This is a genomic window from Trichocoleus sp. AS-A1 (genome assembly GCF_039962015.1).
In the GTDB taxonomy this organism is placed as follows: Bacteria; Cyanobacteriota; Cyanobacteriia; order Cyanobacteriales; family FACHB-T130; genus FACHB-T130.
Genome location: NZ_JAMPKG010000009.1, coordinates 1 through 23,214, shown reverse-complemented (window position 1 = coordinate 23,214; position 23,214 = coordinate 1). Strand labels below are relative to the sequence as shown.

General features: G+C 47.8%; 16 protein-coding genes and 1 pseudogene. 12 read left to right on the top strand and 5 right to left on the bottom strand.

Annotated elements, in window-relative coordinates; genetic code table 11:
- Positions 1-14: 14 nt before the first annotated feature.
- Positions 15-584: a DciA family protein gene (locus NC994_RS08970; protein WP_190414932.1), complete on the bottom strand. Its 570-nt coding sequence runs from the start codon at positions 582-584 to the stop codon at positions 15-17.
- Between the two features lie 158 nt (positions 585-742).
- Here NC994_RS08970 and NC994_RS08965 point away from each other — a divergent pair, with 158 nt between their 5' ends.
- From NC994_RS08965 to NC994_RS08915, 11 genes are all read left to right on the top strand, one after another.
- Positions 743-2,140, top strand: a complete 1,398-nt coding sequence (locus tag NC994_RS08965; RefSeq protein WP_190431900.1) for a hypothetical protein — start codon at positions 743-745, stop codon at positions 2,138-2,140.
- Positions 2,141-2,301: 161 nt separating this feature from the next.
- On the top strand, positions 2,302-3,057 hold the full coding sequence (locus NC994_RS08960; protein WP_190414930.1) for a PspA/IM30 family protein: 756 nt from the start codon (positions 2,302-2,304) through the stop codon (positions 3,055-3,057).
- 244 nt (positions 3,058-3,301) lie between these two features.
- Entirely contained in the window at positions 3,302-4,087 is a 786-nt protein-coding gene (locus tag NC994_RS08955; protein ID WP_190431898.1) for a PspA/IM30 family protein, read from the top strand.
- Between the two features lie 757 nt (positions 4,088-4,844).
- On the top strand, positions 4,845-5,168 hold the full coding sequence (locus tag NC994_RS08950; protein WP_190414928.1) for a thioredoxin family protein: 324 nt from the start codon (positions 4,845-4,847) through the stop codon (positions 5,166-5,168).
- A 105-nt stretch (positions 5,169-5,273) separates the two neighbouring features.
- Entirely contained in the window at positions 5,274-6,443 is a 1,170-nt protein-coding gene (locus NC994_RS08945) for an LL-diaminopimelate aminotransferase (RefSeq protein ID WP_190430264.1), read from the top strand.
- A 767-nt stretch (positions 6,444-7,210) separates the two neighbouring features.
- Positions 7,211-8,401 (top strand): NF038130 family PEP-CTERM protein, encoded by a 1,191-nt coding sequence (locus NC994_RS08940; protein WP_190431896.1) that lies wholly within the window; start codon positions 7,211-7,213, stop codon positions 8,399-8,401.
- A gap of 322 nt (positions 8,402-8,723) precedes the next feature.
- Positions 8,724-9,377 carry a PEP-CTERM sorting domain-containing protein gene (locus NC994_RS08935; protein ID WP_190431893.1) on the top strand — a complete coding sequence of 218 codons (654 nt, stop codon included), beginning with the start codon at positions 8,724-8,726 and terminating at the stop codon, positions 9,375-9,377.
- Positions 9,378-10,505: 1,128 nt separating this feature from the next.
- Positions 10,506-10,973 (top strand): response regulator, encoded by a 468-nt coding sequence (locus NC994_RS08930; protein ID WP_190431891.1) that lies wholly within the window; start codon positions 10,506-10,508, stop codon positions 10,971-10,973.
- Positions 10,974-11,545: 572 nt separating this feature from the next.
- Positions 11,546-13,507, top strand: coding sequence for an excinuclease ABC subunit UvrC (gene uvrC, locus NC994_RS08925; protein WP_190431889.1), 1,962 nt, complete (start codon positions 11,546-11,548; stop codon positions 13,505-13,507).
- 179 nt (positions 13,508-13,686) lie between these two features.
- The gene (locus tag NC994_RS08920; protein ID WP_190431888.1) at positions 13,687-15,606 is read left to right on the top strand and encodes a hypothetical protein; all 1,920 of its coding nucleotides are present in this window, start codon (positions 13,687-13,689) and stop codon (positions 15,604-15,606) included.
- Positions 15,607-15,690: 84 nt separating this feature from the next.
- Positions 15,691-17,127: a serine/threonine-protein kinase gene (locus NC994_RS08915; RefSeq protein WP_190431886.1), complete on the top strand. Its 1,437-nt coding sequence runs from the start codon at positions 15,691-15,693 to the stop codon at positions 17,125-17,127.
- Positions 17,128-17,270: 143 nt separating this feature from the next.
- On the opposite strand, the gene sds is transcribed toward NC994_RS08915, so the two are convergent.
- The gene (sds, locus tag NC994_RS08910; RefSeq protein WP_190431885.1) at positions 17,271-18,242 is read right to left on the bottom strand and encodes a solanesyl diphosphate synthase; all 972 of its coding nucleotides are present in this window, start codon (positions 18,240-18,242) and stop codon (positions 17,271-17,273) included.
- Between the two features lie 612 nt (positions 18,243-18,854).
- Here sds and NC994_RS08905 point away from each other — a divergent pair.
- Positions 18,855-18,983, top strand: a complete 129-nt coding sequence (locus NC994_RS08905) for a hypothetical protein (RefSeq protein ID WP_277877655.1) — start codon at positions 18,855-18,857, stop codon at positions 18,981-18,983.
- 108 nt (positions 18,984-19,091) lie between these two features.
- Here the strand turns inward: NC994_RS08905 and murI are convergent, their stop codons facing one another.
- The 3 genes and pseudogenes from murI to NC994_RS08890 all read right to left on the bottom strand — a co-directional run.
- Positions 19,092-19,952 (bottom strand): glutamate racemase, encoded by an 861-nt coding sequence (gene murI, locus NC994_RS08900; RefSeq protein WP_190431884.1) that lies wholly within the window; start codon positions 19,950-19,952, stop codon positions 19,092-19,094.
- 28 nt (positions 19,953-19,980) lie between these two features.
- Positions 19,981-21,957 (bottom strand): N-acetylmuramoyl-L-alanine amidase, encoded by a 1,977-nt coding sequence (locus tag NC994_RS08895; RefSeq protein ID WP_190414917.1) that lies wholly within the window; start codon positions 21,955-21,957, stop codon positions 19,981-19,983.
- A gap of 504 nt (positions 21,958-22,461) precedes the next feature.
- A pseudogene (locus NC994_RS08890) lies at positions 22,462-23,106 on the bottom strand (cation:proton antiporter); the annotation flags it as partial.
- Positions 23,107-23,214 lie beyond the last annotated feature (108 nt).

Genomic DNA, 23,214 nt, shown 5'->3' with positions numbered 1-23,214 from the left:
GAATCTACTGAAAGCTAGCCTTTCCATTGCCTGACAGCACACAGGGCACACACAGCCCAGCGCTGGAGTTCTCCTGGAGGGGTGGGACACTGGCACTGGGGACAAAGCGGTGAATGTTGCGATCGCTCCCGCACACCCTCCGCCCAATGTTGAAAAGCTTGGTGGGGTTCTTTCAGTTGTGCCTTCTGGTTCAACGACGGTGAAGATGTCCCCTCAACAACTCGACTGGGATGCTCTTTCCATGCCACCGATTGTTCCTGTGCATACCAGGAACGATTAGAACCAGGCTTCTTCTGCCACTGAGCCGTCGAAAAGCGAATATCAACCAAATTGCTACCTAGATGGGCATTCAACTTTTGCAGGATTCGCTGACGCTCAAAAGTCAGCGTTTGTGCCCAAGCAGCACTGGATGTAGCAACCGACAAAACGCCCCTCGATATGGAAATCGGTCGCGTTTGAGCCTGCACCGCCACTCCCACCACCGAAGGCCAACACTTGAGTAACCGCTGAAATTCTTGGCTAGCCTGCCACGCCGCCTGATTTTCGATAGCCCCTAAGATATGATGAAGAGATTTAAAAGACATCCAACAAATCCCCAGCTAAATGGCAGAACGATCGATCCTCTTGCTCGATCGTACTCAAAACCAAGACAGCAGATTCGGGTTACGGTTGCCTTCAAGCAGAAAACAACGTGTAATAAAGAGAGCCGTCAGCTCTCCAAGATTCGTCAGTAGCTAAAGCTATGAGTCAAGGTCATTCGGTTGAGTCTTCTACTCGCCCCTCCCCCGCCCAGTCCATCAATCCAGCCTTGCAGGCAGCTCTGGGCAGTCTCGACGTGCAGTTAGAAGAAGAATTATCTCGATACCGACGCGAACGAGGGGGACGTGGGGCGTCGCCTGCCCCCCGCATGAATCACGATCGGGTTCGCAACAAACCTATCGACTTAATTTCCGTGAGTGCTACGGGAGGCAGGAATCAATCACCCGCCCCAGCAAAGCCTCCCGCATCCCCACCGCCACCGCCACCGCCGCCAGCCAGCCCACCACAGGCAGCAAATCTGGAAGGCAAGGGAGTTGAGACAACCATCCAGAATGAAACAGGGTATACACCGCCCGCACCCGCGCCATCTTTTGACTTATCGGCTCCTGGAGCGGAACTAGCGACCTTCGCCACGCCGCCCCAGGAGCCAGCTTGGCATCCAGAACCAGCAGCAGAGCCACCGGAGTTTGTCAATCCAACTTCAACGCACGTCCCTCCCAATGACTATCTGGAATCTTCCGAACAACTTCTGCGAAGTTTGGTGGAAGAAGAGGCGTCAGCTCCTCGTCGCTCAGAACGCAGTTTTCTGGATAGCCTGCTGACTCCACTAGGAGTTGGTTCCTTGTTGTTGTTGCTATTTTCAACTGCCACCTTGGGCTATTTAGTGACGAATCCTGGCAGCCTCAGTTTTCTAGGTTTAGATCGCTTCCAGGAGTCAGGCACTCCCACCGTTGCTCAAAATCCAACGGCAACAACTTCAACGGCAACAAGTCCAACGGCAACAAGTCCAACGGCAACAACTCCAACCACCAATGCCCCAGCAGCCGGAGCTGCGCCAAGTGGCCCAAACCTGGCGACTGACGAGTTTGTGGACGTAAATTTGGATACCTTAAGCACTTTGCCATCTTCCAGTCCAGCTTCAAGATCCAATGTGGCAGGCTTACCCAAAACCCAAGTAGTGGTGCCAACAATTTCCCCTCTACCCAGTTCACCTGCCCCCGCAAACTCCTCATCTGGGCAATCTGGCTCGGTGCCGCTTCCAGGGCTGCCGCCAGCCGCAACAGTGCCCCTTACACCCGCCAGCCCTCTCCCAGGATTGCCGCAACGCCCCGCCTCTGGACAACCGAGTATACAACCGAGTGTGAAACCCTCCCCGACTGCGGCAACTCCTGCGCCGAATCCAGAGGGCTTCTATTATGTGTTTGTAAAATACAATGGCGAAAGCTCTTTGCAACAGGCGCGAAAGGTTGTTCCCGATGCCTATTTATCGCCAGAAGGCACTCAAATTTATCTCGGTGCATTCAAGAAAGAATCTCAGGCTCAAACATTGGTAAAAGAGCTTCAGACACAGGGGATTTCTGCGGCGGTCGATCAGCCTTAAGCTGGAGGTGGTTGAGTTGGAAAGTAACCTAGCATTCTGTTAACGTTGCTACTGGGACTGCGATGCCCTAAGAGGGCGACTGCTTTTAGGGGTTCGCTGCCGTGTTCGCGATCGAGTGACCGCGCTCCACTGAACCCGTGCGTTGTGAATGGAGAACTGACATGGGATTGATCGACCGCATCTTGCGAGTAATTCGAGCCAACATCAACAGTCTGATTGGACAAGCGGAAGATCCAGAAAAAATCCTGGAAGAAACGGTCATGGAAATGCAGGAGAATTTGATTCAACTGCGACAGGCGGTGGCTCAAGCGATCGCTACCCAAAAACGGACTGAGCGACAATGCAACCAAGCGCAGTCTACCTCCCAAGAATGGTACAATCGCGCCCAACTGGCACTGCAAAAAGGTGACGAAAACTTAGCTCGCCAAGCCCTCACCAAGCGAAAATCCTATCAGGAAACCGCAGAGGCAATGCAGGCGCAGATCGAGCAACAAAATCAAGTCGTCGGCAGGCTCAAGCAAGATATGCGATCGCTAGAGAGCAAAATCTCGGAAGCCAAGACGAAAAAAGATATGTACATCGTTCGCGCTCGTTCGGCTCAAGCATCTGCGAAAATTAACGAGATGTTAGGTGGTGTTAACACTGCTAGTTCTCTGACCGCCTTCGAGCGCATGGAAGAAAAAGTCTTGCAACTAGAAGCGCAGTCAGAAGCGATCGCTGAACTCGGAAGCGATGACCTGCAAAAGAAATTTCTCTCCCTGGAAGATGCTGGAGATATTGATACCGAATTAGCTACCATGAAAGCTCAGCTGAGCCAAGGCACCGAAGCACCGCAACTGCCGTCTAGTCAGCAGGCACTTGACCCTAGCCAAGATGCCGAATTACAAAAAATTCGCTCCCAACTGGAAAGTTCTTGATCTGGAAACTACCGCTTTGGACTAGAAGTTTCTAGACTAGGAAGAAAAGTGTTGGGTCTTTAACGATTCCTGAAGGTTGCCCAAGTCACTCTTGCCTAGCGCCCTAGACTAGAAATGGTGTTTGGGGCAATTGCCGATTACTGCACCGATGGAAAACCTGACCTCCTAAATTGAACTTGCTCAAGGCTACTTTCAAAGCCTGGAAATACCTACATTAGTACACGCCAAGAGGATAAACAGCGTCATGGGATTATTCGATCGCATTAGCCGAGTCGTCCGAGCCAATCTTAACGATGTAGTCAGCAAAGCTGAAGACCCAGAAAAAATTCTGGAGCAGTCCATCATCGATATGCAGGAAGACCTGGTGCAGTTGCGTCAGGCTGTTGCTAGATCCATTGCCACCCAAAAACGAACTCAGCAACAATACAACCAAGCCCAAACCGAAGCGAACAACTGGCAAAACCGCGCCCAGTTAGCTCTGCAAAAAGGCGATGAAAATCTCGCTAGAGAAGCGCTGGTACGCAAGAAGACAAACGCTGACACTGCCGCTACTCTGAAAACTAGCTTGGATGGACAAACCACTCAGGTAGACACCCTCAAGCGCAACTTGATTGCCTTGGAAAGTAAAATTTCCGAAGCCAAGACCAAGAAAGATATGCTTAAGGCACGGGCACAAGCTGCTAAGGCTCAGGAGCAGCTACAAAACACCGTGGGACGCTTGGGAACCAGCACTGCAATGGGTGCATTCGAGCGCATGGAAGAAAAAGTTTTGGAACTAGAAGCCCGTTCCACAGCAGCCGCCGAGCTTACTGGCAATAATTTAGATCAGCAATTTGCCATGCTCGAATCCGGCAACGATGTTGATGACGAATTGGCAGCAATGAAAGCGCAGTTAACTGGTTCTTCCACCACCCAAGCGCAACTACCGGCAGGAAACCCAACCACTTCCTCTACTCCTAAATCTAATTCCGCTAATTCCGCAGTTGATAACGAATTAGAAGACCTGAAAAGGCAATTGGATAACCTATAGATTCCTGCACTTTTCGATAACTTATCTACGAATCAAAACTTTGATAGACCGCTCTGCATTCATCTGACACTCGTTGACGATGGGATTAAGAGGGTCTATCTTGTCATAACTGGCTGACTTAAGGAAAACTGTACTGACGCAAGCAGCCTGAAAATAAATTTCTAGCTTAAAGCTAAAGCTTCCTTTAGCTTCCTGGTAAGCCTTTGAACCCGTTTAGATGGGTTTTGAACTTTAGCCAAAACTTTAGTTTAGTGCTGAAGTTAGCAAAATTTCTCTGAAGTTCAGTGCTATTTGACACAGATAAGTTTCACACGATCAGAAGCGTTGCTAGTTGAAGATTTTAGGATGAATTTTCGCTTGCTGGCGTAGGTTTTAGCGAAAGCGAGCAACGTTGATGCTAAAGGGGTAAGGATTGGTGATGCCGAGCGTGCCTAGGTCGATTAGTTAATTTTGAAAAAGTTGTGAATCAGTCGTTATTAATTAGACATAAGTTCGCTAAAAAAATAAAGTTTTAACTACTGGAAATAAGAAAATACAGATACGACTGTCCAGATTACAGCTCTGAATAAAGCTTTTGTACTCAATCAAGTGCGATCGCAAATTTCCTTGATGTACCCCCATTCCCAACGAACCGCCTGAGGTACTGTATTACAATCAGTAAGGCGTAAACCTTGATTGCTTTCCTGCCCACTAGCAACGGTTTTGAATACCGTGTTAAGTAGGTAAAGCAATAATATAAATGTCAATCGGGGGTGACATGAGCAGCACAATCTCAATTAATGATGCAGACTTTGAAACAGAAGTCCTGAAAGCCACTCAGCCAGTATTAGTGTACTTCTGGGCGTCTTGGTGCGGCCCTTGCCGCCTCGTATCGCCAGTCGTGCAAGCCGCTGCGGAAACTTATGGCGATCGCCTCAAGGTCGTGAAAATGGAAAGCGACCCCAATCCCGAATCTGTGGCAAAGTACAAAGTAGAAGGTCTTCCAGCTCTCAGGCTGTTTAAGGACAGTGAGGTGATTGAATCTTATGAGGGAGCGATTGGGAAGCAGAAATTAATGAGTATCCTGGAAACTCACCTGTAAACAGTCAGTAGTCATTAGTCATTCGTCATCGATCGGTGAGAGACAAAAAACACCGGACAACAGACTAAGGGCTAAGGACTAAAGACTAAGGACTAAAGACTAAATATGCAGTTCGCCAAGCGTTTACAACCCCTGCAAACCAATGTGTTTGCCGATATGGATCGGGCTAAGGCAAAAGCCAGGACGGCGGGACAAAATATCATCGATCTATCGCTGGGTTCCTCCGATTTACCGGCGTCAGATCGGGTTATCGACGCGATCGCCCAATCTTTATCTGACCCCAAAACCCACGGCTATTTGCTGTTTCACGGCACTCAAGCTTTTCGCCAAGCTGCCGCTTGCTGGTACACCCAGAAATACGGGATTCCGGTTGACCCGGAAACCGAAGTGCTGACCCTGATTGGTTCCCAGGAAGGCACCGCTCATTTACCTTTGGCAGTGCTGAATCCAGGGGATTTTGCCTTACTGCTTGACCCAGGTTATCCATCCCATGCTGGGGGAGTTTACCTAGCTGGTGGTCAAATTTACCCAATGCCACTACGGGCGGAAAATGGGTTTTTGCCAGTGTTTGAGGAGATACCATTGCCGGTTTTGGCTCAGTCACGGATGATGGTACTGAGCTATCCTCACAACCCCACAACTGCGATCGCGCCCCTATCTTTTTTCCAGACAGCGGTTGATTTTTGCCAGCGTCATAATCTAGTGCTGGTTCACGATTTTCCCTACGCCGACCTGGTATTTGAAGACGTTGCGGTTCCCTCAATCTTACAAGCCGACCCTGAAAAAAGCGTCTCGATTGAGTTTTTTACTTTATCGAAGTCTTACAACATGGGCGGCTTTCGCATCGGCTACGCGATTGGGAATGCAAATCTGATCCGCGCCTTGCGCCAGGTGAAAGCGGCAGTTGATTTCAACCAATACCAAGGAATTTTGAATGGAGCGATCGCAGCCCTAAGTGGCTCTCAAGAGGGTGTTAAAGCGGCAGTTGAAATCTTCCGCCAACGCCGGGATGCCTTTGTCAAAGCGCTTCACAGAATTGGCTGGGAGGTTCCTACCCCATCTGCCACCATGTATGTTTGGGCTAAATTGCCAGAACCGTGGGCACAGGACTCCATCAACTTTTGTACCTATTTGGTAGAAACCACTGGCGTTGCTGCCTCACCCGGTGCCGGTTTTGGTAAATCTGGAGAAGGATATGTACGGTTTGCGCTGGTACACGATCCAGAAGTATTAGAAATGGCGGTTGAAAAGATATCCCCGGTCATGTCTAAGTGAGAATACCAGCGCTCGCTGCCTAAAAGGGCTGCAAGTCTTATCTTGCGTGTGCCAAGTAAATAGTCAAATCAAATGTACAACAACTGATTAGCTTCGCCTCAAAAAGAGAGTGGAGCTATTTTTTCTGCAATCAACATAACCGTAAATCTACGGTCAGTTCACTAACTTCTCCGTAAATTTCTCGAAATAAGAAACAACTGGAAGCGCAAAAACCAGTTAGAAGCAGTAAGTTTTTAGACATTTAATACCACCTATATTCAAATAGATGCTTTGTTGTCAGCAGTCAGCCGTAGGAGAAAGCGGTTGCCACTAATGTATAGATGCGAGCGATCGCCTCTGTAACAACTAATGAGAGGCAATGTCCCTAAAGGTTAGGCAGGTTAAATGCCCCATAGCTTAAAACTCATGGAAACTACCCTTGACAGAATTCATATTTTGGATAACCTTCCTATTTCTAGGTTTTGGTCTCCTATTACTGTGTATTACTACGGTCAGTATACGGGAAAATAAAATTGCTTTTTGCCTTCAATCTTTTACTCAAACTTTACTAAAAATCATCAAAAGTTTATCGATTAAGACTAATTATTTGACTATATTAAATAGAGACAAGTGAATAAACAAAAAACAGGCTAAAAAGACGGGCGCTTGATTGTTGTGCCTGCTTATTTGGAACTGTTAACCCCGATCGAAAACTGACCGCGCCCTAGCTACTGTGCGCGTTATCCAGCAAAACTCATCTAGACAGAAAACTTGTGGAGACACACAAAATGACAGGTACTATCAAGAAAATTTTGCTAAGCGCTTCAGTGTTGGCAAGCCTCAGTGCGATCGCTAGCGCCCCAGCATCCGCTGCATCCATCAAAAATGCTACCGTTACTGGAGCAGCACCCTATCTAACTTACGATGCCGACGCTACAAACACGTTCCAGGTAAACAATACCCCCGGCACTTGGGTTAATGAGCAAAAAGTTCTAGGCGGAAATAGCGCTAATCCAACTGGAAACATCGAGCTATTTTCCAACAGTGAAACCCTGAGCAACTCCACATACGCAAACTACACCGGCGTCTCCAGCTTAGAAGGCACCATCGGTGGTAAGAGCATTACCCTCAGCAGCCTCACCGCAGCGGACTGGAATACCGATGTTGGTGGCACAACTTTGGCTCAGAAATGGTTGAATGATTTAATCATTGCCAACAATCTCAGTCCCTTACTGGGAGCAAATACCCAAACTGAAATTTTGGATGCTTTTGTAGCAGGTGGGGGACTTCAGAGATTTAGCGACCCGAATCTCTCCTACGTCAACCAGGACAATGATGGTACTATCCGCGTTGGGTTGGCTGGTCACCTGAATGGGGCATCTTTGATTCAACAGTCACTTCAACCTACCCAAGCTAAGATCCAGAGTGGCTACAATACACTGGTACAAACTCGCACTCAGGCACAAACGGCACTAAATACAGCAACAATCTCACTTCCTAAGCTGAAAACGACACTCAATGATCTGAATATTCAATTAAACAAGGCCACCACAAGTACTCAAAAAACTCTGATCCAGAATGAGATCAAAAAAGTGAACGGTCTAATTAGTGACGCTAACACTGCCATCGCTACATTACCTGGAACAATTAAGACATTAGATGCCCAAATATTAGGTGTCTCAGCTAAATTAGACCCGCTGACCGCTTTTATCAACAATACCAATCTAGTCATCCAAGCTAGTGAAATCGTTAAGGTTGCCTATAATGGTGGCCCAGCTCAATACCTTTACAGCTTTAGCGCCACAAACTCTGGGCTAGTTGAAAAAGGCGATGGTATCTCTCATAGCGGTAACTATGAAGTCACGCTCAAAGGCGAAGTTCCTCCTTCAGAATCAGTTCCCGAACCCTCAGCCATGCTGGGTCTACTCGGTGTAGGTAGTTTCTTTGCCGTCAAGCGTAAGATGCTGAAAAAAGCCTAAATTGTGCAGTCACTGCGGTTTTACATAAAAAACTAGCAGTGTCAATAGTCAGCTAAAAATCGTAAATTTAATCGGCACCGTCAAGAGAAAGAGACGAGCCGATTTTTTCTTTATACAAACATCACAGTAAATTTACGGTATCTTTACCAACTTCTCCGTAAATACCACTAAATTATGACAGTTGTAGTAAAAAATAGACAGACATATCTGAGGGTGCCAAGAAGTCCAGTACCACCTGAAGCTCAAAACCGACAACACGCTTGATAATCCGGTTGGGGTGGCTGTACGAAAGCACAATCCTAGAACTGATGGAGACACCAAAATGTTAGGAAATGTAAAGTTATCAATCGCTACTGCGGGAGCAGCAGTTGTCACTTTGGGCACAATTGGTATGGCTCCTGTTGAGGCAGCCCAATTGACAAAACTCGATTACTCTGGGAAGGTCAGTGGCACTGTTTCCTTGTTCGGGGATTTCACCGTGGATGTAGACAAGAGCTACGTTATCGATAATCTCAGCGGTAGGCTGCAAGATGCAGGAGATTCAGAACTAACCCTCGATCATCCTTTCGGTTATTTAGGAGATTATTTTGGTAGTTACCTCAGTAATTTGGGTTCCATTGATTCTTTTAGCGGTTTTGGCTCCATCTTCAAGGGTTTAAGTTATAGTCCAACCGATCTTCTTTCTACGTTTAATTTCTCTTACAGCAAGATTACCGATATCTTGACTGTAAAAGGCTATGAGTTCGATAAGATTAAAGTGTGCCTGAGTGGTACCTGTAATATTTCTGGTGAAGGTTTGGCGTTAGGTTCTGTGTCAAGCCCTATTTTTGGAAAAGTCCCTGTTAAAGCATCTGTAAATTTCAAGGTTTCCCAGACAGCAACGCCCCTCGACGTACCCGAACCTTCCGCATTGTTAGGTTTAATTGGTTTGGCTGGGTTCTTTGCTGCTAAGCGCAAGTTGCAGAAAGCAGCATAAATTTTGCACCTTCCACAGTCTTAGCCTAAAAAAGTAGGGAGCTATCTGCTCCCTTTTTTTGTTGCAATTTAAGCGTTGTTGCAATCCGGAATGGCACCTCATCCCTTACCGTAAACAGTGAGGAAGAAATTCTATTTTTCCTTCGCTTCTTTTAGGCATTTTTCCAGGTGATACCATTTCACCAATTGCCTCAAATAGATACTTCTGAGATGCAGGAACCCCCTCAATCCCCCGTTCACGAAGCAAGGCAAGATTCACTCTCCCCGTACCCTCTTTAATCTCCCCGTTTTTCGGAGCCAAGACAAGGAAGAATTCTGATTCACGGGGATTAGAGTAGGGTTCTCAATGATAAATAATGTTTTTAAAAACGAGATGCACCCGAAGGCAGTGTCCCTAGAATCCTTGCTCTTGGAGCTTCTGGAGCATTGTGGGAACGAAACAGCTAACTTGTTGAGGAGTCTAGTTTGAACAACTGAGGGATAAAAAGATGCTTTTCAGGAGTCACTCGTCTTGTACTATGCCCCGCTTAATCTAAAGAGTTTGTTTACCCTAGAGACGCCATTAATGACCTCTGGAACAAATCATCAAAATTGTCTTGCCAGAGTACTCGCCTATCTGAATTCATTCCGACTTTGCTGGGATTGCCATACATTGCAACGCTGCTGAAACTTTTTCAGACGCTAGGAATTCTCTTAGCCAGAGATACACTAAGCCATACTGAAAGGATAAGTATCCTGCTAATACCCCAGCACGTCGATTTTTAAGTCGCCTAAATCTGAACTTTGATCGAATGGCACTGACATAAGAGCCTTGAGATAAATCTCTGGCTTTGTAAAGACGCGAAATGGCACTTCGTACCGCTTCTCGCCTCTAAACCTGTTAAAACAGGTTGAAAGCTTTTGCTTTGGCAGTCTTTGGGTCAGTTTTAACTGACTTTAGCTCTTAGCCCGTTCCCGAAGAGCGTTGCCGTTCGCTGTAGGCGTTCCCGTTCGCGTTAGCGTTCCCAAAGGATAGGATAGGGTATTTCAGTTCAGGACAAAAGTTAAGTGCCATTCAACTTTGATCTATTGTTAACTGGCTAACTTATTAATAAAGTTATAGCTACACTGAGTGCAATGGATTCGGTTAATGCTTATATCACTTTTAACTATCTTCCCAGGCCGATTTAACGGAAGCGGTGAGACAGAACGCTCACAGTTCAACCCGAATTCAGACTTCAGTGCTGAAGCATCTCCTAAGCGAATTTTGCTCGTTGAGGATAACCAAACCAATCGACAGCTGCTAAATGACTATCTTGGTTATCTGGGATACCAGGTTTTCTCCCTAGCTGGGGGGGCTGATTTTTTTCAGACGATGGCTGACTTTCAGCCTCACTTAGTTTTGCTAGACTTAAAATTACCAGACATTGATGGCTATACGCTACTCCAGCAAATCCAAGAAAGACCAGACTCGCTCCACATCCCCGTGTTTGTCGTTTCCGCCTATGCTTTTCAAGCAGATGAAGAGCGTGCCCTTAGTTTGGGGGCACGTCGGTTCTTTGTTAAACCTGTGAATCTAGTTTCTTTGAGACAAGCTATTGCAGAAGAAATTCGTTAGCAACTTCGTAAATTTCTGGCAATTGAATCAATTGTTATTCACTTTTATTTTCGTTAATATATTTTTCCACGGTGAGGCTTAGACTCTGCACAGAAGAACTTATTTTCCTAACCTGAGATTCTACTTGTGCCAATAACAATATTACTGTCTGGAGCTGGTTGAGCGTGTCATCCATAGCGTTCCGATATTGATTCTCAAACTCTTCCAATTTCATGATTTTAACCAGGGTGAGGTGAGTTAGCAAAAAATGTTGTAGCAGCATTTTAAAACCAATTTCAACCTAAAAGCTGAAAGATTGGCATTATTAGTTATAACTTTATCTAACCTGGTAATGACTTCAACAAAGCTTAACTGATTTCCGGAAAGATATCTAGTGTTTAAAAACTAAAAACAATGCGAATTCTTACTGAGTTGTGAAGTTAATAAAAAAAATTAAGTACGGATTTGCACTGATATTTAGAATTAAATAAGAATGGTAGCTACGAAATCTTACTAGCTAGGAAATCCGTTATTGTTTGTTCAAAGGCGCGACCTAAAAATTAACAACTGCTGCTGTCTAGGAGTGTATTAGGATGACAGATCCGCAAACTCTAAGAAATGGGAACGAATTATTTCCTGCTACAACTAAAGCTGGTTATCTATCGACTGAAGGAGCGATCGCATCTACAAAAATTCTGCCGCTCCTCAAAAATCCAGAGCGCCTAGAAAGCCGTCTGAAAGAGATTCCGCCAGAACCAGGAGTCTATTTTATGAAGGATGCTAGCGATCGCATCCTCTACATTGGCAAGTCGAAAAAATTGCGATCGCGAGTTCGCTCTTATTTCCGCGACTCTCAAAAATTGAGCGATCGCATTATGATGATGGTGCGGCAAATCGCAGAGATTGAATTCATCGTCACCGACACCGAAGCCGAAGCACTTGCGCTAGAAGCCAATCTAGTTAAGCAGCATCAACCCTACTTCAACGTGCTGCTCAAAGATGATAAGAAGTATCCTTACGTTCTGGTTACGTGGTCGGAAGAATATCCTCGCATTTTCATTACTCGGAACAGGCGTCTGGGAAAAGAAAAAGATAAGTATTATGGCCCTTTTGTGGATGCAGGTTTGTTGCGAACCACGTTACGAATCGCAAAACGGCTCTTCCCAATCCGCCAGCGTCCGCAACCTTTATTTAAAGATCGTCCTTGCCTGAACTACGATTTAGGGCGGTGTCCAGGCGTCTGTCAAAAGTTGATTTCACCAGAAGAATATCGCAAAACAATCCAAAAAATCGCGATGGTTTTCCAAGGACGAGCCGGAGAACTGATTGATATTTTAACGGCGAATATGGAAAAGGCAGCCGAAGAGCTAAACTTTGAGGTAGCAGCGCGGATGCGCGACCAAATTGCCGGGTTAAGGTCTTTGAGTGCAGATCAAAAAGTGTCTTTGCCAGATGATACCGTTTCGCGGGATGCGATCGCTCTGGCAGCTGACGCCCAACACGCCTGCATTCAATTGTTCCAGATGCGTGCGGGAAAACTGGTTGGTCGTTTAGGCTTTGTGGCGGAAGCTCAATCGGGGACGCCAGGAGCCATTTTGCAGCGGGTATTAGAGGAACATTACGCAAATGCGGAGTCCGTAGAAATCCCGATAGAAATTCTAGTGCAGCACGAGTTGCCAGAAGGGGAAATGCTCACAGAATTTTTAACTGAGCGAAAAGGACGAAAAGTAACGCTACTTGCTCCCCAGCGACAAACCAAGGCAGAATTGATTGAGATGGTGGAGCGCAACGCCCAGTATGAACTAGCGCGGATGCAACGATTAGGCGATCGCAATACTCAAGCAATGGAAGATTTAGCCGCCATTGTTGATCTACCCGACTTACCCCACCGGATTGAAGGCTACGATATCTCCCATATTCAGGGAGCGAATGCTGTCGCGTCTCAGGTAGTCTTCATCGACGCTATACCCGCAAAACAGCACTATCGCCACTATAAAATTAAGAATCCCACCGTTACTGCCGGTCACTCGGACGACTTCGCCAGTCTTGCGGAAGTTATCCAGCGGCGTTTCCGCAAGTATGCTGAAGATCCGCAAATGCAGCGAGTTGGGAATCCCGATTGGCCCGATTTAGTAATGATTGACGGCGGGAAAGGTCAGCTCTCGTCAGTTGTCGCCGTACTGCAAGAAATGAATTTAATGGAAGACTTGCGAGTTGTTAGTCTTGCCAAGCAGCGAGAGGAGATTTTCTCACCGGGTGAGTCTTCACCGTTACAGACGGATGCAGAACAACCAGGGGTGCAATTGTTGCGACGACTGCGGGATGAGGCGCACCGATTTGCAGTCAGTTTCCACCGTCAGCAGCGCAGCGATAAGCTGAGGCGATCGCGTTTAGATGAAATCCCTGGATTGGGCTTTCAGCGACAGAAACAACTCTTGGCGCATTTTCGTTCCATTGATTATATTCGCGAAGCAACTCCAAAGCAGCTAACTGAGGCTCCTGGTGTTGGCCCTAAATTAGCCCAGGAAATCTACGATTATTTCCATCCGGCTTGAAATGCCAAAAGCGATTCACCCTGATTTCAATAGCAATCTTAAGTGATTCATGAAATCCTCTGCTTTCTCTCCCTCTCTTACTTCGCGTCCTCTGCGTCCTTGGCGGTTCGTTAAAAAAATATCTTACAAATCAAAGAGGATTGCTGTAGACAAAATTTAAACCGCAGAGGACGAAAGAGGTGAAAAGCCGTATCTTCATCGGTCTGCTGATAGTTCTAGCGCCCTTCAAGGTGCTAGCTGACGAAGCACACCCGCGTTTATTTCTAACTCAAAGACGGCTCGAACAAATCCGATCGGCAATTCGGGTGCCGCGATCGCATCATCAGCAAGCATTCGATGCCCTGAAAGCGCGAGTAACCCAGAACAACTGGCGCATTTATGATGGCAACCCGAATGACGGCAACTGGAACTATGCCCGTTCCTATCTGGCACGGGAAGCAGCGCTGTTGTACTTATTGACAAATGAAAATGAGTATGCACAGATTGCCTACCAAGCCCTCTACCTCATCCACCGAGATCCAGACCCGGATAACCGCCTGCCGGAAGCGCAGTATGGGCTATCTAGGGCGACGGTGGGACAAAATTTTGCGATCGCCTATGATTGGGCGTATCGCGGTTGGACTCCACAGCAGCGAGATTACATTAAAGACAAAATTAACATCGCCCTCGATACTTGGGAGAATTTCCGCCACCCCAACCTCAGTAATCCAGCAATGGCTTCTAACTGGGTAGCAGTCTGTCGGGGTGGGGAACTGGTGATGATGCTGGCTGTGTACGAGGAAGGCAACCGCGCCAAGCGATACAGTCAGCTCAAGGGGTGGCTAAAAACTCACTTACTCAACGCTTACGGTCAGTTGGGCTTAAGTCAGGAAGGGATTGGTTATGACAGTTATGCAGGGATTTTTTTAGTTCCAGCTGTTTATGCCCTCCGGAGTGTTGGGGATGCTGACCTTGACGCCGATTTTGCCGCGCGACATTTCTGGAAACTGGTCATGTACGCCGGTGGATTTATGATGAATGAATCGGGCGATCGCTACTTTCTTCAATCTGGCGTATCCGGTGCAGGCATCGGTGACGAAGGCTGGACGAGTCTCCTCCTGGGATCGGTACCCCCACGCTTATTGCCTTTCTACCGCTACTTTTACGATCGGCACATGGGAATAGATGCCCCAGGCACCCCAGCCGAGAAATTTGACAAACAGAGGGGCGCAACGATCTGGTCGCTAATCTATTACCCAGAAAGCGCCCCTTCCTTTAATCCAACAGGTGTGTTTCCCTCGTCTGTGGGGGATGAAAAAAGAGGCGCTTACTTTTTCCGCGATCGCTGGCAAGATGAGAATGATATCCTCGTGTCGGTGATGGCAGATAGCGATCGCCACCGCAATGCTTGGGATCAGTCAGAAGCCTTCCAACTTGGCTTACTTACCTACAACACTCACTTCATCGGTGGACCTGCCAAAGTTTCTGGTAATCCTGCCACTTTTAGCTCCCTCTTAGTGGACGGAAAAGCGCAGCGCGATCGCGGTACAACGGGAAGGCATGAATTTTTCAATTCCAACCCAGATGGCGGTTACGTCATCATCGACGGTGGGGAGAAATACGCCAGTTTGGGCTTAAGCAGCGCCAAGCGCCACCTCCTGGTCAAGTTTTCTGAAACTGATAATACTGCTGTACTGGCAACGCTCGATCGAATTCGGGATGAGGAGGCGCATACCTACACCTGGCAACTCAACCTCGGAAACGAGAAAGGTGATGGTGGCGTCACTGCAACGGTTGGAATGGAAGGCGGGTTGTCAACTTTTTTGCTACGCGGCGGTAGTGACAGCTACCTCAAAGGCTGGGTGCTGCACCCAAAAGCAGCAGTAGTAACTGCGGGCGATCCGTTGCAAGTCAGTATTTCCGGGGCAAATGCCGAAATCTGGATTGCTACCTTTGTAGGCAGGGGAATCCCGCCTGTAGCAACTGTCACGGGTACGGGGATGGCAGCCGTTCTGGAAGTGGGTAATGTGCGACTGCGCTACGACGCTGATACCAATCGAACGATCGCCGAATACAGAGACGACGTGAGAGAGGTCGGCAAGACATTTCCGAAACAATAGCTGCCAGTTGTTGCAGCTACTGGTCCTATGCCACCCTTCTGGGAAGAACTACGATAGACTCAACCTGCTGAATCCTGCCTGGGTATGATCTACTGTCCAAATCCCAATTGCCGCGATCGCCTAAATCCAGACGATTATAAATTTTGCCAAAGTTGTGGCTCTGTACTATTACTGAGAAAACGCTACCGTATCCTCAAACCGATTGGTGGTGGCGGATTTGGCAGAACCTATCAGGCAGCAGATACTGACTGCATGAATGCGCCCTGCGTGGTAAAGCAATTTTTACCATCCTCAGAGATTCAAGCCAATCCGAAGGCGCTGGAAAAAGCAACGGCAATGTTTAACCAGGAAGGCGTGCGGTTGTTTCAACTGGGAGAACATCCCCACATTCCCAGACTGCTTGCTTACTTTGAAGAAGATAAGCGCCTGTATCTGGTGCAAGAGTTGATTGCGGGACTCACTTTACGTCAAGAATTGGCTACTCAGGGAGCTTTTAGCGAACAAAAGATTAGACAGCTTTTGGCTGAGTTACTGCCAATTCTCAAATTTATTCACGAACGTGGGGTGATTCACCGGGATATCAAGCTAGAGAATATTATGCGTCGTCACCGAAACGGCAGGTTAGTCCTAATTGATTTTGGCGTCTCCAAACTGGTAACAGAGACGACGATGGGGCAAGTGGGGACAACGGTCGGTACGGTAGGATATACGCCGATGGAACAAATGCACGGTCACGCCTACCCCGCTAGCGATCTCTACAGTTTAGGAGTCACTTGCGTTTGTCTGCTCACCCAATCTCTTCCTACATTAGGTGGTTCTGATGGTCTTTATGAACCGCTAGAGTGTCGCTGGATGTGGCGAGAGCGTCTGCCAGATGGGACAACGATTAGTGAAGAGTTAGGGCAAATTTTAGATAAACTGCTTCAGCCTTTACCGAAGGATCGCTATAAATCGGCTTTGGAGGTGCTGGAAGCCTTGCACTCTAAACTTACTAAACCTTCTGATGTTAGTGTCACGATACCCACGATGGCTTCCTCTCCCGCTCATCTCAGGGCATTGGGGATAAATTACAGCAAACTGCGGGATTTCCTGACCGCCCGCAACTGGAAGGAAGCAGATCGGGAAACACGAATGCTCCTGCTTCAAATTTCCCATCGAGAACCAGAAGGCTGGCTGAGAGTTGAAGATTTTCAAAAGTTTCCCTGCCAACACCTCGGTACGATCGATCGACTCTGGGTAAATTACAGCGACGGACGCTTTGGCTTTAGTGTCCAGAAGCGCATTTGGGAAAAGATTGGCGGAAAACCTAACTTTGACTATGCCACTTGGTGTCGTTTTGGCGACCAAGTGGGTTGGCGTGTCAAAGGCAATTGGTTAAATTACTCGGATCTCACTTTCTCCGGAAATTCTGCCCCATCGGGTCATCTTCCGGCTGGAGGATTAGAAGAGACTGGATTGGGTCGCTGGGATTTGGTGTGTTCTTCTCTGGTGGCGAGACTCGCCAAGTGTAAAATTTGCTAATCGCTGATTGGATTTTGATTCATTCTTAGAAACGTCGATTCAATAACTTACACTCATTCGCGTTCTGTAGGGGCATGCACAGAAAAAGCCCCTACAGCCAATACCCCGATAAAAGAAATCAGGGGTTAATCAATCCACACTCCTTAATAAAGCCGACTCAACACGTACTCAGCCATGTCAATGAGCGCTTGACGACACTCCGAGTGCGGTAAATCTGCTAATTGTTGAACGGCCAGTTGGGCATGATGTGCAGCTAATTCGCGCGATCGCTCGATACCCTGACTTTCTTCAATCAGGGCGATCGCTGCTTCTAAATCCCCCTCCTCTGTAAATTCCCGCTCAATGAGCGCCTCCAGGTAAGGTTTTTCTTCCAAGGCAAATAACACGGGTGCTGTTAGATTGCCACTTTTTAGATCCGATCCGGCTGGCTTACCTAAAGCTTCTGTCGAACCCGTGAAGTCAAAAATATCATCCACAATCTGGAAAGCCAAGCCGAGATGACGTCCGTAGCGATACAAATTTTCTGCCGTCTCCTCCGAGACATCACTGAGTAGTCCAGCCGCCTTCGCACTGTTAGCCATCAACGAGGCAGTTTTGTAGTAACTCTTCTCTAAGTAAGCTTCAAGGGACATACTGGCATCAAAGCGATTCAGCCCTTGCTGAATTTCTCCTTCTGCCATATCCATAATCACTTCTGAGAGTAGTTTCACTACTTCTAAATTATTCAAATTTGCCAAATACCAAGAAGATTGGGCAAATAAGAAGTCTCCCGCCAACACAGCGATGCGATTGCCAAACCGGCTATGAACCGTGGCAATACCGCGTCTTACCTCGGATTCATCCACCACATCGTCGTGTACCAGACTAGCGGTGTGAATCATTTCCGTAATTTCTGCGAGACGTCGGTGACGTGGGGTAATGTCTTGATCCAGCATGGTTGCCCGCGATATCAGCAGGACGATAGCGGGTCTAACGCGCTTTCCTCCTGCCCCAAATAAGTGTTCTGCCGCCGCATACAGGATGGGGTGACGGGCACCAACCAGCTTTTTCAAATTCTCCGTCAGAACACGTAGGTCTGATTCAACAGGGGCAAAGAGGGAGGTCACTGAGGTCATGGATCAGCTGACTCTGGCTTAATAGTTACGAAATTTTACATTCCTGTCATTTATTTTAAGCTAATGCTCCCCTACAGGGAAGTTTTGTTCCTTAGAAGATGCCCCCGCAGCCTTTTTTTGAAATTGTATCGACTTGTAAAGTATCTAAAAAAATCCCTCCTAACCCTTGGGGATCTTGTGTTACTCTAATATGTAAGGATTTGAAAAGCTTAATAGAGTTACTGAGCCAAAAAATTACAGAAAACACTTACGTGTTTGTAATGAATTGGTAAAGGATGGCAGATTTTTGGTAGGCGGTAGCATTTCCGGCTTCCTGCATCTTTTTCTAGCGTTAAGGCTCTAGGAAAACTAGCCATCCGAAAATAAAGGACTTTCAATAGGCACTGTAGATTAGCTTACTATCTACGGGATTGCCGAAAAAATCTCAGATTATTTTTATTAATTTTCTGGGGTTTTAGTTAAATCAAGAATTTTTGGGGCGACAGCGACCTCCAGAATTCCTATGGGCAGCCATATTCTCAAGCATTGACTCAAGTCTTGACTTGGGGCATTGTCTTGGGAAAAGAACTTGTATAAAAATTTACATTCCGCTACTTGTGATTGTGCGACACTATGACGTATAATGATATGCCTCTGATTATCCCATTTTTAGCCACTGGTTATTTATTGACGGTTTACCTGCTGTTGATTCTGGCACAGCGAACTGTGAAAGGTGCGGGTAGGACGAAGTCCATACCCTAGCGATCGCGACAGAAGTATTAGCCGTTTGCACCACGCTCACCTCCTCGATCCGCGATTAGCAGTCAAATCTAGAATTTTGGATTGAAGAACCCATTCTTTAATTGACTGCTACTCGCTTAGCTCTAGCGGTAATTGCCGATGTAGCACTGTCGGTAAATAAACTTTTTCTACCGCAGGCGTACACCCCAGCCACTGTACTGACAGTTGTGCAAACTGTTCGGGACAACCGCTCACGGCAAACCGAGTTGCTAGCGGCGGGCGGGTGTTTCTCAGTCCTAGTAAATCCAGCTCTTGTGCAGCCGCAGCCACTACATGAACTGCCGGATCGCATAGCTTCACCGACCGGGGCAGAATTTTCCTCAGGACGGGTGCTAAGTGGGGATAGTGGGTACAGCCATAAACAAGCGTGTCAATACGATGGTGCAGTAACGGTGCCAAGTACTCCCGCGCCACTTCTAGGGTGTAAGGCTCATGGATGCGGTTTTGCTCAATCACCGGCACAAACTCTGGGCAACCGACTTGCCAAACTTGGGCAGTGGCGTCAACTTCTAAAATCGCGCGACGATAAGCGTTGCTAGCGGCAGTGGCTGGGGTAGCGATGACTCCAATCCGGTTGCCTAGCTCAACAGCCGCGCGGGCACCAGGCAAGATAACTCCCAAAATCGGGATAGGAAACTCAGACCGCACTGCCTCTAAAGCGAGGGCAGAACTGGTGTTGCACGCCATGATCGCCATTTTGACGCCCTGCTGCATCATCCAGATGAGAATTTCGCGCACAAAGTGCAAAATTTCTGCCTGAGCTCGAGTGCCGTAGGGCAGTCGAGCTGTATCGCCAAAGTAAAGAATCGATTCGGATGGCAGCTGCCGGTAGAGTTCCCTCAATACCGTCAGCCCGCCGACTCCGCTATCAAAAATCCCAATTCTGGCTCGTTGAAGAGCCTCATTTGTTTTTTGTTCCTTATTCATCATTAATCAACCACTCCCCACAAACCGGCATTTAGAGACTTTGTTGAATGTACTGTAGAATACCGCGAGCGATCGCTCTTGCCATCTGGCTCTGGTAATTTGGCGAAGCCAACTTCACAGCCTCTTGTGGGCTGGACACAAAACCAACCTCCACTAAAACAGCGGGCATCGAACTCTTCCTCAGTACATAAAATCTCGCCTGCCGCACTCCTCGATCTCGGATATCAACGTTCTGCAAAATACTATTGTGAATGGTTTGCGCTAAACGCCCACCACTAGAGTAATAGTAAGTCTCCAGCCCCTGCACATCAGGACGCCCACCAATGGAATTGGCGTGGATACTGACGAATAAATCGGCATTGGCTCGCTCAGCCATCGTTACTCGTGGTTGCAAGTCTACAAAATAGTCATCCTTTCGCGTCATCACCGCCTGGATGCCCTGTTGCTCTAGCAATGCCGCTACCTGCTGTGCAATCGGCAAAATTACATCGACCTCTCGCAAACCTCTATAACCGATGGCTCCAGGGTCTTTGCCTCCATGTCCGGCATCTACAACCACAACCAATCGTCCAACACGGGGGCGGGGTCGCGAAGGCGGATTGTTATTCTGAGGCGGCGGCACGTTAACAGAACCCGTAGGCGGAACCCGAATAGGGCCTGTGGGAGGAACAACCGAGCCAAGGCGACTTCGTTGTAGTTGCAGTGCTAAAAGTTGGTCGCTCACCTGATTGAGTTCTCCAACCTGTACCCCTGAGGCTGGTTGCACCAGAATAACGACAGTCCGCGAGTCTTGCTGCTGCAAACGCACCCGCCGCACTGAAGTGGTGGCATCCAGTTGAGGTCCCCTAACTCGGTCAGCTAGTTCAGCGGAAGGAATCGTAATTCGATAAACTCCCTCTCTTGCATCCCATCTGCCGGTGTATCTGACAGACGCATCCGCCCGAATTAATAACTGGGTTCCGGAAGAAGCGAGTTCAACCGATTGAATTGTTGCTAACTGATTATTCGGACGGTTGGTGGGGACGGGTTGGCTGGGTGCAGTTGAAGGCGGTCTAGACCCCCCCGAAATGGGAGAGGGTTGATTTCCAGCTAGTGGTGGGCTTTCAATGTCGCCAGCACTCGTACCCTTCGGCAAGATGACAATACCGCCAAAATCGCTAACACTTGCCAGCCAGTCCGGGCTTTCTCTCCTCACGTTCATCGTGACGCGAACGATTGAGGGTGAAGTATCAACTTGGGACAATAAGATGCGACTGACGCCATAGCGATTCACCGTCGAAGAAGGCGATGTAAGACTGCGGGAAAGGGTCGCTCCTCGCAGGTCAAAAGTAATGTTTTTGCGATCGCTACTCCGGTTCACCTTAATAATCTGCGGGCGACCCCCATTCGTCTTTAGGAAAAACCCATCCCGCGTTACCTGCACATCTTCGATTTGAGCAAGCGACCCAACCGTTACGTTTGGAGGTGTCTGACGAATCGGTGGGCGACTCAGCACTGGAGGCGGCGAAGGATTTCTAGGAGCTTGATTGGGAAGCGGTTGCAAAGGGGGCGGCGGAGAATTTCCCAAATCTAGATCTCTGGGTGCTAGATCTCTGGGTGAAGGATTTGACACCTGCGCTACTCGTTCGGGCTTTGGTAATTGCACCGACCACTGGCTGGGGGAAGCTCCTCGAACTAGCACTTTTTCTGGATCGAGGGTGTAACCAGGGTCTAATTCAATCACCATCCGAGTAGTATTACCTTCAAACTGTCCTACTCGCAGAGAACGCAGCGATCCAGCCAACTGCTGAGTCACCGTTGAGCGCCCCAAGCTGGTACCGGGCAGATCGATTACCACACGGGTCGGGTTGGCAAGCAGTTGCGCTCGCGGTTGAACTCCATCATCCGTCCTAAAGTCTAGTCGGTTCTGATTGGCATCAAAACGCCAATACACCAGTCTTGCCGCATTCGCGGGAAGTGAAACGAGAAAAATGCTCAAAAAACTGGGTAATAGCCAGTAAAATCTCACTATCGTTGCTCCTGAAAAAGGCAAAGACCGTAATAATCGGCCTGTACGCTGTAGACCTGTTTCGGATGTTTTCGGTTCACATCCGGTGCATTGCGGTAAACAAAGTAAACGATTTTAGACTGGGTTGAACAATATCACGACTTTGGTCGCAATGCAGAATAATCGACTAGGCATGACTTTTTTCGCTGGAAAAAGCCAATTACCATCGGGAAGATGCCTGGTGTATGGAGTTTCTCATCAGAGATTTTTGTTCTCAGGGCTTGGCAATGATAACGTCTTGATGCTGCCTATTCCCAAGCCGCGCGAGCCAACACTTTTCTCAAAGCGAGAGAAACCTTTTAAATCCGATTAAATCCGATAACCAACCCCAAGGGACGTAGATAAAGTGACTTAAGTTTCACAAAAACCGTTTGCTGTTAGTTTTTTGTCAGTAGGTACTACGGAGTAGGTAGTCGGTGTTGATTGTATACCACCACTACCCACTACCCACACATGAATTAATAACTAATCGCTTTCCTTAGCAGGAACCGATGCAGGCTCTTGAAACACAAACCGTAATAAGGGAGGTGCTAAAAAAGTTGTCAAGATGACCATCATAATAATCGCGGCTTCTGTGGCTTCAGACAAAGCACCGCTGGCAGAACCAACACCGGCAAAGACCAACCCGACTTCGCCTCGTGGAATCATCCCGACGCCAATCGCTAATCGGTTGATCTGAGGTTGACCAAATACGACTAGACCCGTAACAACCTTTCCGAGAATTGCCACGACAATCAGGAACATAGCCATGAACAACCCTTCCCGGTTACTGGGAACCGCTGGATTGAGAACTCCTAGGTCAGTTTTAGCCCCAACCGTTACAAAGAAAATCGGCACCAGCAGATCGGCAATAGGCACTACCTGCTTTTCCAGTTCTTTACGCTTATCCGTTTCGTCTAAGACTAAGCCAGCTGCAAAAGCTCCCAAAATGGCTTCTAGGTGAATAGCGGCTCCCACATAGGCCATCAAGAATGCGAAGATGAAAGCCGGTATAACTAGCCCGCCGCGTGTCTTGAGCTGATCGGCGATCGCTACAAAGGATTTGTTAAAAACCTTACCTAGCAGAATCGCACCTAGTAGAAAACTACTGGCGCTGACGATCAGATATAGCGGTTCTCAGTTGGATGGCATACAGTAAGGGAGTAGCCCAGCCTGCCAGACAATCGCCGATCATGAAAGCCTACTCGCTTGACCTACGCCAAAAAGTGATTGATGCCT

What these genes read in the sequence shown, in the direction of transcription:
- NC994_RS08945 (WP_190430264.1), top strand. Translation starts at nt 5,274, where the DNA reads ATGCAGTTCGCCAAGCGTTTACAACCCCTGCAAACCAATGTGTTTGCC.
- NC994_RS08970 (WP_190414932.1), bottom strand. Translation starts at nt 584, where the DNA reads ATGTCTTTTAAATCTCTTCATCATATCTTAGGGGCTATCGAAAATCAG.
- NC994_RS08940 (WP_190431896.1), top strand. Translation starts at nt 7,211, where the DNA reads ATGACAGGTACTATCAAGAAAATTTTGCTAAGCGCTTCAGTGTTGGCA.
- NC994_RS08930 (WP_190431891.1), top strand. Translation starts at nt 10,506, where the DNA reads ATGCTTATATCACTTTTAACTATCTTCCCAGGCCGATTTAACGGAAGC.
- NC994_RS08905 (WP_277877655.1), top strand. Translation starts at nt 18,855, where the DNA reads ATGACGTATAATGATATGCCTCTGATTATCCCATTTTTAGCCACTGGT.
- sds (WP_190431885.1), bottom strand. Translation starts at nt 18,242, where the DNA reads ATGACCTCAGTGACCTCCCTCTTTGCCCCTGTTGAATCAGACCTACGT.
- NC994_RS08915 (WP_190431886.1), top strand. Translation starts at nt 15,691, where the DNA reads ATGATCTACTGTCCAAATCCCAATTGCCGCGATCGCCTAAATCCAGAC.
- NC994_RS08950 (WP_190414928.1), top strand. Translation starts at nt 4,845, where the DNA reads ATGAGCAGCACAATCTCAATTAATGATGCAGACTTTGAAACAGAAGTC.
- uvrC (WP_190431889.1), top strand. Translation starts at nt 11,546, where the DNA reads ATGACAGATCCGCAAACTCTAAGAAATGGGAACGAATTATTTCCTGCT.
- NC994_RS08935 (WP_190431893.1), top strand. Translation starts at nt 8,724, where the DNA reads ATGTTAGGAAATGTAAAGTTATCAATCGCTACTGCGGGAGCAGCAGTT.
- NC994_RS08965 (WP_190431900.1), top strand. Translation starts at nt 743, where the DNA reads ATGAGTCAAGGTCATTCGGTTGAGTCTTCTACTCGCCCCTCCCCCGCC.
- murI (WP_190431884.1), bottom strand. Translation starts at nt 19,952, where the DNA reads ATGATGAATAAGGAACAAAAAACAAATGAGGCTCTTCAACGAGCCAGA.
- NC994_RS08955 (WP_190431898.1), top strand. Translation starts at nt 3,302, where the DNA reads ATGGGATTATTCGATCGCATTAGCCGAGTCGTCCGAGCCAATCTTAAC.
- NC994_RS08960 (WP_190414930.1), top strand. Translation starts at nt 2,302, where the DNA reads ATGGGATTGATCGACCGCATCTTGCGAGTAATTCGAGCCAACATCAAC.